5 protein-coding genes are annotated in these 13,031 nt (G+C 62.9%); 4 read left to right on the forward strand and 1 reads right to left on the reverse strand.

Going from position 1 to position 13,031, the window contains the following annotated elements; genetic code table 11:
• Window positions 1–52: 52 nt before the first annotated feature.
• Both OH146_RS00185 and OH146_RS00190 read left to right on the forward strand, forming a co-directional pair.
• On the forward strand, window positions 53–3,028 hold the full coding sequence (locus tag OH146_RS00185) for a LamG domain-containing protein (protein ID WP_265156185.1): 2,976 nt from the start codon (window positions 53–55) through the stop codon (window positions 3,026–3,028).
• 44 nt (window positions 3,029–3,072) lie between these two features.
• Entirely contained in the window at window positions 3,073–10,041 is a 6,969-nt protein-coding gene (locus OH146_RS00190; RefSeq protein ID WP_265156187.1) for an RHS repeat-associated core domain-containing protein, read from the forward strand.
• Window positions 10,042–10,561: 520 nt separating this feature from the next.
• On the opposite strand, the gene OH146_RS00195 is transcribed toward OH146_RS00190, so the two are convergent.
• Window positions 10,562–11,799 (reverse strand): IS3 family transposase gene (locus tag OH146_RS00195; protein WP_265156189.1). Its coding sequence is split into 2 segments (ribosomal slippage): window positions 10,562–11,514 and window positions 11,514–11,799, totalling 1,239 coding nucleotides; the frame shifts between segments, so codons are not numbered across the junction.
• Between the two features lie 178 nt (window positions 11,800–11,977).
• Here OH146_RS00195 and OH146_RS00200 point away from each other — a divergent pair.
• Window positions 11,978–12,337: a hypothetical protein gene (locus OH146_RS00200; protein WP_265156191.1), complete on the forward strand. Its 360-nt coding sequence runs from the start codon at window positions 11,978–11,980 to the stop codon at window positions 12,335–12,337.
• A gap of 259 nt (window positions 12,338–12,596) precedes the next feature.
• Window positions 12,597–13,019 (forward strand): hypothetical protein, encoded by a 423-nt coding sequence (locus OH146_RS00205; protein ID WP_265156193.1) that lies wholly within the window; start codon window positions 12,597–12,599, stop codon window positions 13,017–13,019.
• The last annotated feature ends 12 nt before the right edge of the window (window positions 13,020–13,031 follow it).

Genomic DNA, 13,031 nt, shown 5'->3' on the forward strand with positions numbered 1-13,031 from the left:
ACAGCCGCCGTCGCTTCATCTCCTTCGGAGCATCGTCTTCACGGTGCACCCGATGACCGCTTGGCTGGTTGCGCGGTGGCGGCCGGTTCTCATCGGAGTCGTTGTCGTTGCGCTGCTCGTGTCGGTCGGGGTGGTGGTGATGAATCAGCCGCAGCAGACTCCGGCAGCGGCTGAGGTTGATTGCAGCGCGCTCATGGCGGAAACCTTTGAAGAGGCGGGACCGCTCGCCCGCGAGTGTGACACCGAGGTCGAGGTTCTCGCTGAGCGCACTCCTTGGCAGACATCATGGGCGACCTCCGACAGCTCGGCTCGTTTGGAGGTCTCGGCGCTGCCATCGAGGGTTGAAGTCGATGGCGAGTGGGTCGACCTTGATCCGGAGCTGGCGGTGGATGAGGAGTCAGGCGCCGTCACGGTGATCGCTCCGGTCTTCCCGATGGAGTTAAACCCTGGAGGGTCCGCCGGCGAGGGTCAACCGCTCGGGACCATCCGGCGCGAGGGCAAGCAGCTCTCTGTGTGGTTCCCGCTTGACCTTCCCGTGCCGGATGTCACTGGTTCGCAAGCTGTATACAGCATCGCGGAGGGCATCCGTCTCGTGGTATCGATCAACGCTGATGCCACAGGCTTTCTGCCCGTAGTGGAGCTGGCAGATAGGGAGGCTGCCGACCGCTTCGAGGCGCTGGTAGCTGCCGCTCGAGCAGAATCCGGTGTAGAGACGAATGGGGCGATTCACTTCGCCACCGCTGTTTCGGAGGGCCTAACTCTCAGTCTCGATGCGGAGAACGCGCTTCATGTGGCGGACGCCGAAGGGGAGACGCACTTCGTTGCTCCGCCGCCGACGATGTGGGACTCATCCGGTGAGGATGTCGCCGCCAATGACGAGGTCGGCGCAACAGATCGAACGCGCTCTCCCGCCGGGGGCGACCGCATCGAACTTATGGACGTCAGCCTCATTGAGACGACCATCGCGGTGACGCCAAATGAGGACATGCTCACCAGTGCGAGCACGGTGTGGCCGGTGTACGTCGACCCCGGGTTCAACGGCTGGGGGGCCTCGTGGTGGGTCGCTGTAAGAACCGGTGGTTACAACAACACGCTCCACCACTGGGGCGACATCAGTGCTTCGTCACTCGGGCAGGGGACGGGCTACTGCACCAACGTCTCAGCGTGCAACACCGTGTTCAAGCAGCGACTCGCGTGGCAGTTCTCCGGCCTCAACATCTTCACCAGCATCACGGACACTGACGTGCTCAGCGCACAGTTCCGCGTCTACGGAAGCTACTCGGCTTCCTGTAACGCTTACGCCGCAAACCTCTATCACGTCACATCGATCGGCGCGGGAACGACCTGGGGGAATATCCCGTGGGGTGGCCTGGTGAGCACGCGCACCGAATCCCAGAGAGCCGGCTGCGCAGCCGGAGGCGTCGGGTATAGAGACTTCGATGCCACGGGCGTCGCGCGATGGTCCGCGGCCTACAACCTCACCACCGCTGGCATGGGAATCGTCGTGAGCGAGGCCGACATCAGCACCTGGAAACGGTACCGTGCCGATGCGACCTTCTCGATGACGTACAACCGTGCACCAAACACTCCAACGGGCTTGCAGCTGACAAATCCCCTAAATCCCGGGTGCGTGTCGGGAGCTTCGCGGCCCGTTGTCGCGACAACAAACCCTGTCCTTTCCGCGATTTCGAAGGACCCTGACGGGGACAGCGTTCGCACCTCTTTCGTCGTGGTCGAAGGGGGAAACTCCAGCGCGGTCAAATGGAGCAGCGGTAACCTTGCCGCCCTTGCTTCGGGTTCCCGTGCAAATGCTGCAGTCCCCTCAGGGCTTGAGGACGGCAAGATGTACTCCTGGCGTGCCCGTGCCTACGACGGAGCTCGGTACTCGGCGTACACAGCGTGGTGTCAGTTCTCCGTAGACGTTACGAAGCCCGATGTTCCGGAGGTGTCCCGGGTTATCACCGGGGTGGAAGCGCAGTACCCAGAGGGTGAAGAGCGAGGAGGCGTCGGTCTTCAGGGAAAGTTTCTTCTCGAGCGTGGCGTCTCGACCGACGTGAAAACCTACCTCTACGGCTTCAATGATCCGACGACACCTACCAGCGTTGCCGCGGACGCCACGAGTGGGACGGCAACCGTTTCATTCACGCCGACTACAACTGGCCCTGTCACACTGACCGTCAAGTCTCGCGATGCCGCAGGCAACGTCTCCTCGCCCCGCACCTACATCTTCGATGTGGGAACCCCGGCGGAAGATGCCATTTGGCCGCTCGATGAAGGTAGTGGCAGCACCGCCATAAACAGCGTGGAGGACTCCGACGCCGACCTGACGTTGTATGGCGGAGCAGGATGGGGGCAAGGGCCTCTAACCCTCTTTGATTCCCGGCAGGGCGACAACGCGCTTGCGTTCGACGGTATCGATGACTTCGCTGCCACCGCTGGCCCGGTCGTGGACAACTCCACTTCCTACACGGTGTCCGCGTTCGTGAGGCTCGACTCTGCTCACGTGAAGCAGGGCAAGAACTTCACCGCCGTGGGCCAGGACGGTCAAGACTATGCAGAGTTCGCTCTCGGATACGTCGATAGCTGCTCGGGCACGAACGGGTGTTGGTCCTTCAGCGTCTTCGACGGCGCAAGCGACACCGGGGCGAATCGGGTCAACATCCCCATGCAGGCTGCGGGAGATGAGTGGGCGCTTCTCGTCGGCGAGTATGACGCAGGCGACAACAAGCTCCGCCTTCGCGTGTGCGAAGTAGGAACACCACAAAGTCCGACATCGGGCGACCCAGTGAAAGCGGAAGCGTCTCGCTGGAAGGCAGCGCCTGAAGCCTTAGGCGCCTTCACGGTCGGACGCGGCCAGCTCGCCGGAGTCCCCGCATCCTTCTGGCCGGGATCTGTCGATAACGTCCGGGTTTTCAAGGGCGCGGTTCTTGCGGAATCCAAGATCCGCAGAATGTGCCACGGCGCTGAAGCGACCGACTTCGGCGGCAGCGATATCGCGCTCGATCCGACTGAGGCGGCAGAGCAGTGACCGCTATGCAGGGCGGATCATTTTCACGGGGAAGCAGGGGTGGCATGACTGGCCGCAGAAGTGTGGGACGGTTCGCAGCACGGCTCATTGCTACGTCCCTGGTCGTGGTGATGGCAGTCGATCCGATGGGGTTAAGCGCGTTGGCTCCTGGGCTCGCCGCCGCCCATGCGAGCGACGGCACCGAGTCGAGCGGCCTCAGCAGGTCCGAGCGTGTCGATGAGGTAGCGGCCCGTCTCGGGCTCGAAGAGTCTGTCGAAGCAACTGAGCTTGCAGGTTCGTGGGCGCCGCCGGTAGCTGGCACCGTCACCCTCACCCCACCGCCAGTGCTCCCGGTTGAAGATGAAGAAGTCGTCACAATGCCGACGGGTATGCAGGACGAAGCCGAAGCGAACGTCGGCGGCATGCCGGTGACGCTTAAGCAGTCGGATGCAGACAACGCGCCCGAAGCAGTGAAGGTGCGCGTTGCAGGCGAAGCCGAAGCACAAGACGCCGGTGTCTCCGGTGTGCTGGTCACCTTGACTGACGCGTCAGACGTGCCAAATGCGGATCGATCCGTGGACTTGACTGTTTCTTTCGCTGAGTTCGCCAACGCTGGAGGAGCCGGCTGGGCGTCGCGGCTCAGAGCGGTCTGGATTCCTGACTGCGACCCCGCCGCTTCCGGATGTGCGCCCATCCCGTTGCCATCTGTCAGCGATCTGGAAGACCGGACGATCAGCGTGACGACCCCGATCAACATTGTCGAATCGGAGGTGAGCTCACTGAGCGCCGCATCCGCAACTAGTGGGTCGCTCGCGCTGACCGCAGGAGCGTCCGGCCCTGCGGGAAACTGGTCCGCGACTAGCCTGTCCCCATCCTCCACATGGGGCAGCGGCGGCTCTACCGGAGCGTTCACCTGGTCGCTGCCGCTCAGCGTGCCCACAGCGGCGTCCGGCCCGACACCTGACCTCTCGATCGGCTACTCCTCCGCCGTGTCAGACGGGCGCACTCCGTCGTCGAACAACCAGTCAGGGCCCATCGGTGAGGGCTTCGACATCACGAGCGGGTTCGTGGAGCGTTCCTACGTCCCCTGCGTGCAGGACATCGAAGGTGCCGCGAACAACATCGACACGCCAAGCGGCGACTTGTGCTGGGGAACCGAGAACGCGACCCTGTCCTTCAACGGCTCCGCCATCGAACTCATCCGGGATGCCACGACGGGCCAGTGGCGGGGCAAGAACGACGACGGCTCCCGCATCGAGCACCTCACAGGTGCATGGAACGGCGGACAAGCTGGCGAGTACTGGAAGGTCACCACCACCGACGGCACCCAGTACTTCTTTGGTCGCGGACAACGATCAGCAACTGACACGACCGCGTTGAACTCGGCGTGGACCGTCCCCGTCTACGGCAACCACCCCGGCGAGCCCTGCTACCAGGGCATCGGGAGCAGTGGATACAGTGCCTCGAAGTGCTCGCAGGTGTGGCGGTGGAACCTCGAATACGTCACCGACACCTCCGGCAACTCGATGACGTACTTCTACACGCCCGAGACGAACTCCTATATCTACGACATCTTCGGCAACCCCACCGGTGACATCGCCGCCTACATCTCCGGCGGCCGACTCGACCGCATCGAATACGGCACCCGCGCCGGGAGCGAGACCGCTGCTTCCGCCCCGGCAAGAGTCACCTTCGCCACCACCCCGCGATGCATCACCAACCTCGCCGACCCGTCCTCCTTCTGCGACGCCGCGCAAAGTGCAACCACGGCTAATCATTGGCCGGACACCCCGGTCGATCTGATCTGCGCAGATTCAGCGTCCTGTACCAACATCACCCCGGTCTTCTTCGACCGGAACCGACTCAGCACCATCACCACATCGACCTTCGATGGAACCGCATACCAGCCAATCGATACCTGGCGATTCCACCAACGCTTTGTCGCCCAGGGAACCGGCATTGGGCTGGAATACGCCACCGGCGCGATGCTGGTTACCGACTCCATCACCCGCACCGGGCACAACGGCACCAACACCGCCGTTGACGATCTGACTCTTCCCAGCAACACCTTCCAGTACACGTTCCTTGAGAACCGGGTTGACTCCGCCACCGATGACGCACCAGCACTGTGGCGACCCCGCATGACAAACGTGCGCACGGAATCTGGCGCATCCGTCAGCGTGAACTATCGCACCGAGTGCGCCGCCGGTGACATGCCCGGCACCAGCGAGACCGACCAACAAGCCAACACACGGCTGTGCTACCCCGTGAAATGGTCGCCGAACGATGACGGCACCATGGTCGTCCACTACTTCCACAAGTACGTCGTCGACACCCTCGTCGAAGACGCCGCTCCCGTGGTCGATGGGCAAGACGAGCTCATCACCGGCTCCGTCTCCCAGCTGACGACCTACACCTACAGCGGCGGCGCGGCGTGGGCAAAGCCGACGGGGGCGATGGTCAAAGAAAGCGAGATGACCTACTCCGACTTCCGCGGCTTCGCCGAAGTCACTACCACCCTTGGCACCACAGACGAAAGTGTTGTCGTCCGCAACACTTACTTCCGGGGCTTGGGCGGCAGCCTCACAGCCGGCCCAACCGGCCACAAAGTGAGCACCACCGACCGGCTCGCCAACCGTGGCCAGGTGTTCGCCGCCGTGGAGATGAACGGCACCACTCCGGTCACCGAAACCATCAACGTACCCGGAGCACCTGTCGTGCTAGCCACTAACAGCAAGGGGGTGACGGCAACCCGCATCCCGACCTCAACGGCCTACGGCTTCACTTACGATGCCTCCGGCGATATCGCGTTCCGAACCAAGACCACCACGACCAACGACGAGAATTCGCAGCCCGTTTCCATCGAAGACCTCGGCGATGTCACCACCGCAGACGATGACACCTGCACCACAATTGCCTACGCGCACAGCACCAACAGCGCCCTCGCGGCAAAGCATCTGATCAGTCTGCCTGCCCATACCGAGACCGTGGCTAAAGCGTGTGGCGCCACCGTGTCGCGCCCGGATGATGTCATCTCCGCTACGAACGCCACCTACGACAGCGCCGGACGCCCCATCCGCTCGGAGTCCCTCGACCCAGACGACGGCACCGGGTACGTGCTCGACCAGGAAGTCCTCTCCTACGACACATACGGACGACCGCTGACGATCGTCAACGCCGCCCAGCAGACATCGACATACAGCTACACCCACTCGGCCGGTGGCCTTATGCAATCGGTAGCGACATCGACGCCCGACCCGGACGGCGCCGGCCCGCTCACCCCGTTCACCTCAACGACCACCTTCAACCCCCTGACCGGGATGGTCGTCTCCACCACCGATCTCAATGGGCGCGTCACCACCGGAAACTACGACGCCCTCGGCCGCCTCCTGAAAGCTTGGTATCCCCAGCACGCCGGCTCACCTGTCCCGTCGGTTCAGTACGACTACGTCGTTCAGGCCAACGGGCTGAACTCCATCGTCACCAAGACGCTCGGAGCCGACGGCGTGACACAGCACGCGAGCTCCACGATCTACGACGGCCTATTACGGCCGTTCCAGACCCAGATCGAAGGTACCGACGCCGGTGCCGACCACGATGCCACCGCGAGCGAGCGCGGTCGCATGGTCGCCCACACCTACTACGACTCCCTCGGCAGGGTCATGAAGCAAACCGGCGAATGGCGAGCACAAGGCACTCCGCAAGGGACCCCTATCGTTCCTCTCCCGGTTCCCCCATCACAGACAACCGTCGAGTACGACGGAGCAGGGAGAACCACAGCCGAGATCTTCTGGGTGGGCACCGACTCCAACCCCGAGTACGAGAAGTGGCGCACCACCACCTCCTACGACGGCGCGACAGTCATCCAGGTCCCCCCGCTCGGGGCTACCCCGCAAGCGGCCACCACAGACGCCCGCGGTCGCATTCTCGAGTTGCGGGAGTACATCCGCGATGCCGATGACGCCACCCAGGCCGTCACCGTTGCTGACGTTCTAGCGCTGCCGTACCAGTCGACCACCTACGAGTACAACGCCGCGGGCGACCGCGTTGCGATGCGCGACCATGAAGACAATCTCTGGAGCTACGACTACGACTGGGCCGGCCGGGAGATCAGCGCCACCGACCCCGACTCCGGGACGACAAGCACGACCTATGACGTCCTCGGCCGGATTGCCACGACAACCAACGGCAACGGGCAGATGCTGGCGTACACCTACGACGCGCTCGGCCGGACAACGAGCCTGCGCGACGGATCTGGCACCGGCAACATACGCATCGCGTGGCGATATGACCAAGCGACCGGACCCGGGGGAGCGCCCGTGCTCGGCCAAGTGTCGTCCGCCACGCGCTACTCAGACGGAAACGCCTACACCACAACGATTCCGCGCTACGACGCCGCAAACCGTCCGCTCGCCACAACGCTGACGCTTCCCGACACCGCAGAGTTCGCTGCACTCGCGTCACGGTCCTTTACCACCGAGTACAGCTACACCAGCGACGGCCAAGTCGCTTCGATGCTGCTGCCCGCCGTGGCATCCGCCGACGGCACCTACCGCCTTGGCGCGGAGAACGTCACGACGCGCTACGACACCGCATCGATGCCGTCATGGATGAGCGGAGGCTTCGGCTGGGGCACCTACGTCGCCGAAAGCCGATTCACCGCCGATGGCCGCCCCCTCATCGCCGACCTCGGCAACACTTACGGCGCAATCGTCTCCTACCGCTACGAAGACGGCACCAAACGGCTTGAGAACATCTCCCTCGACCGTGAGCGATTCGACGGAACCGACCTCGACGTCACCTACTCCTACGATGCCGGCGGCAACATCACCAGCATCAAGGATCAGCCCACAGCCCCAGGGCGCAGCGGCATCCAGTTCCAGGACAACCAATGCTTCAACTACGACGGACTCCGCCGGCTCACAGAAGCATGGACATCCCAAGCCGGCGACTGCGCTGAGCCGACCGCGCCCACAGTCGGTGGCAGTGCACCGTACTGGACTGAGTACTCCTACGACGCCCTCGGCAACCGCACCGAGATGATCGAGCACGCCGTAGGGGCATCCGCCGAAAGAGTCACGACCTACTCGCACGGGGAGGGAACCGCAGGGCCACACTCCTTGACGGGGGTGACCGAGAGTCGTTCCGGCAACACCGACCACCTCGAGCTCTCCTACGACCTAGCCGGCAACAGATCCACCGCATTCGGTCAAAGCCAAGGCACCGAGCACGACCGCGAATACTCGTGGGATGCAGAAGGAATGCTCGTCACGGCCGACGACCTCTCGGACGGGGCGCAGGAGGACTACGTCTACGACGCCTCCGGCAACCGACTAATCCGCACCGACACCGCAGGCACCACCGTCTATCTGCCCGGCGGCCAAGAAGTCCTCATCAACGGCGACTCGATTACCGCCGCACGCTACTACTCCTTTGCCGGCACCACCGTCGCAACGCGTACAGGAGCAGGCCTCGGCGAAGTGTTCTCGCTCGTCACGGACCACCACGGATCGACACTCGCTGCCGTGCCGAATACGACCTGGACGGAAACGAGTGTGCAAAGGCTGCACTCCGACCCGTTCGGCGCCACACGCGCCGAGTCCACCGGCGATGTCCCCGGCGACCACCGCTTCCTCGGCGCCGTCCGCGACGCAGGGACAGGCCTCACGCTCCTAGGAGCCCGCTATTACGATGCCGTCACCGGCGTGTTCATCAGCCCCGACCCGCTCCTCGACCCCGCGAACACGGCCCAGTTCAACGCCTACGTCTACTCCGGCAACAACCCCATCACCTGGGCAGACCCCTCGGGCCTCTCCTGGTGGAGCGACTTCACCAAGACCGTGACGAAGGGCTTCAAAGCGGTCGGTAAGGCCCTTACGACAGCGGCGAAATCTGTCGTGTCCTTCGTCGACACATACAAGGCAGAGATCGTCGGCGGTCTCGTCGGGGCGGCAGCGTTTATTGGTTGCTCTGCAATGACGATAGGCGTCGGGGTAGTCGGTTGCGCGATCGCCGCCGGCGCCGCCGGAGCGGCCGTGACAAGCCTGATGAAGTCTGCCGAGACTGGGAAGTTCACGCCTCAGGGTCTGATCACTGACATCGTCATCGGCGGGACCGTTGGCGCGCTTACCGCTGGCGTCGGAGTCGTACTAGGGCCGATTCTGAAATCGGTGGCGACGACGGCGGTAGGAAGCACCGTGTCGGCCGTGAGGACGGCGGTGTCGACGGTTGTGTCACGAACTCAGCCGGCGATGTCCTCGGCGCTGTCCCGTGCGCCCCAGGCTGCGACATCCATCGCACAGCGCGCACCCAAGCCAGGCTCAGGGAGCACCCAAGCAACGCGCTGCTCGTTTGCTGGTGCGACCTTGGTTCTGCTCGCCGACGGAACTCAAAAGCCTATTGATCAGATCAAAATCGGGGACAGTGTCCTGGCCTCTGACCCAGAAACGGGCCGGCAAGAAGCTAAGCCTGTGCAGCAAGTGTTTGTGCATGAAGATGTCGTCTTCGACCTCTCCGTCGGTAGCGAAACGATCGTGACCACAGAAGACCACCCATTTTGGTCTGTCGATGAGTCGCGATTCAAACGTGCTGATGAACTTGAAGTGGGCGATCATGTACTCAGCGGGGACGACACGAGTCTGGCAGTTAGCGGTGTTATGCCAGGCTCAGAGCGAGTCGCGCTTGCGTACAACCTGGCGGTCGCGGATATACATACTTATCACGTTGGTTTCAAAAGCGTACTAGTTCACAATACTTGCGCAGTAGGGCCTGGAAATGCCAGCGGTGTGAGTTTTCGGTCGAACACGGCCCACATTTTCCGGGACGCGCCGGGACACCTCGCCGAGGACACGCCTGCGAACCGTGCTCTCATTCAGAGTGCTGTGGCTCCGGCGAACCTGCGGGCAACGACTACACTGAAGGACGGGTCAACGCTCAGCAGATATTACGAGCTCCGACCAGATGGCACTCAGGCATGGGCCGAGGTGCGTGGCACAGAGATCACCAACGGAGGACTTAATGCCGTTCCCCGATAGCCCAGAGTCCATCGGAGTTCTTACTCCGCACCAGGCGTTTCTCGCCATGAGCGATTACATATGGCGCTACGCAGAAGTCGCTGGCGATGACCTAATCACGCTGCTTGGTGACACGGACCTCGAAACAGACGGGAAGCCTGTGGACCCAGCTGCTTGGGGCGATTGGTTAGCGAGTGTGCATCGCATTCTGGCGGGTCAGCCGCCCCGAACTGGTCCGTAATCCGGCCGCGGTGGATGCCCGGATTAGCTCCTGCTTGCGGATGAGGTTGGTTCGACTTTCGAGGTGTTATCGGTTCAAGGCAGCTTCAGACCTAAGCGATTCACGTGTAGGTCGTTTGGTCTCATATCCGCGTGGCTTGCGCACAATCCGTCCTTCGGCGCCGGCCGCAAGTTTGTGTCACGCAATATCGATGGCGCGTGCCGCAGCGCCATCACGGCGACACGGCGAAGTAGCCGAGCTGGCATCATATTTTTCCCGATAGCGTGACACTCAGCACCTGAATCGGCCTGACTTTCGTTCCTATTGGGAGCCGTGTCCGGCAGGTGCTGGATTGGCTGACTCGAGGCCAGCGTAGTACGCGTCTTCGACCTCGACCGGGGTGCGCATGTCGAGCTCGCCGTGCAGGCGCTGGTTGTTCCACCACCACACGTACTCGAGCGTCGCCAGCTCGACCTGTTCGACGGTCCGCCACGGCCCTCGCTGACGGATCAGCTCGGTCCTGTAGAGGTTGTTGATCGCCTCGGCCTTCGCGTTATCGAACGAGTCGCCGATAGTCCCGGTGGAAGGGACTGCGCCGAGTTCGACGATCCGGTCGGTGTAGACCATCGCCATGTAGTTCGAGCCGTGATCCGCATGATGGATCAGACCATCGAGCCGACCGCCGACACCCCACGCGGCCATGTTGAGCGCTGTCAGTGGCAGGATCTCCGATCGCAGCGTGGCGGCGACGTTCCATCCCACGATGCGGCGGGAGTAGACATCGGTGACGAATGCGACGTAGGCGAACCCGGACCAGGTGGCGACGTAGGTGACGTCACAGACCCAGAGTCGGCGCGGCCCATCGGCGGTGAACTTCCGGTTGACGAGGTCGCTGGGCAGCACCGTCTTCGTGTCGGAACGCGTGGTGAACACCCGCTTCGATTTCTTGACGCCGCGCACTCCGGCAAGCTGCATCAGGCGTTCGGTCTGATCCCGACCGATGTCCCAGCCTTGCCGTCGCAGCAGCGCGTGCATCTTGCGACGCCCGTAGACGCCGTAGTTCTCCGCATGCAGGCGAGCAACCTCCGGCAGCAAGAGGTCGTCCTTCAGCCGCCGAGCCGATGGAGCACGACCCACGGCGGCGCGATAGCCGCGTGAGGTGAGGAGGCCCTGGACTGCCGGTCGGAGGACACGGCAGATGAGCTCGACCCCGAAGCGATCCCGGTGCTCGTTGATGAACCGGATCATCTCGGTCAGGGGCAGTCGAGCTCCTTCGCGAAAAACACGCTCGCAGCCTTGAGAATCTCATTCCTTTTGCGCAGCTCAGCGTTCTCCTTCTGCAACCGCTTGATTTCCGCCGAGGCATCGGTGGTCAGCCCAGGCTTCATGCCAGCGTCGATCTCGTAACGGCGCTGCCACAGCCGCAGCGTCTCCGGACTCATCCCGAGTAGCCCGGCCACATGCCGCACCGCGCTCATCATGTTGGGATGCTCCGGCCTGGCCTCCGCGAGCATTCGCAATGCTCGCTCACGCACCTCCGGCGAGTATTTCCTGTTCATCGTGTTCCATCCTTGCTTGAAGAACGGAACGAAAGTCAGGCCGATTCATCCGCCCAGCATGCTCTGAGCGAGCGTCATCCGACAGGTCGCCGTCCGCGGTTTACAACACGCTAGGGCTAGCGGGTGTGGATCCTCATCTCTCATTGCGCCGCTTGCTGGCGGCTGGCACGATTCACTTGTGATAGATGTCGCGAACGCGCTTCTTCTCGTTGAGAAATTGATTCGCGCCACGGGCCAAGAGCCGCTCCTGCCTCAGCTCGCAGGAATCCGCCTGAAGGCTTGCGGCGACGGAGACTACGAGCTGCTCCCTGATCCGGCGGCCCCATCCGCCATCGCCGCCGGTTCCGGCGGAGATCTCTCGGCGCCTGACCTCGACGGTGCCGAGATCTCCGCAGTGCTTCACGTCGCCCGAGGTCGACTGAACAGCTTGAAGGTCTTCAGAGGAGACGGCGCAGCTATTCAGCGTGTTCTGACGGCTGAGGACTTCACCTATTGGACTTGGGAGGGTGAGGGGCCATGGTCTCGAGCGATGCGGTGAATGATCCGGACGCTCGCATCTCGCGAGTTCATTCCGGCCCGTCACCGGTGGGGCCTCGCTCGTCTGCGGTGGATGGCCATTTGAGCTCCTGCTGGCGGGTAAAACCGTTTCACAGGTGCTATTCGCGGCTGAGGCGCCGATCGTACGCGAGCTCAACGATGTCGGGGTGATGGTCTCGTCTGTCTGGGACTTGGTGAATACATCCGTTCCTTATCTGAAGCGACCGCGATCTTGAAGCGACGTAGGAGGCGATCGCGCCATGAGGGCTGACACTGGCAAGCCTCTTGCGGAACTAACGGGGTACCCCACGCTGTACCCCACGCTGTACCCCACGCTGTACCTCAGTTCGCTCGAAAGTCGTGAGTTCGAACCCGTACGAACGTGCGTGTTCCTCCGTCGGGTGGAGTTCGACACGGCAAAGCCCGCTATGGTCGTGCGACTTGACCCGCCGGTGCACGATCAAGACTCTGAAGGCAGCACTGGTGTCTTCCTATTGACCACCCGCTACGAGGGTGATGCGATCGACTCGCTCAGGACCTTTCCGTGCTTCGTGCACATTGCCGTCCCCAACGCACAGTGGGACTACCACGCTGCGAAGATCTCTGCGAATGACTTCCGAGTTGTCGCCTGGGGGGAGTTGTACCGCTCGGTTTCGGATGCGAAGGACCACAAGTTCGACTAGTCGCGGTCCCGC

Source organism: Homoserinimonas sedimenticola (genome assembly GCF_026094475.1).
GTDB lineage: Bacteria > Actinomycetota > Actinomycetes > Actinomycetales > Microbacteriaceae > Homoserinimonas > Homoserinimonas sedimenticola.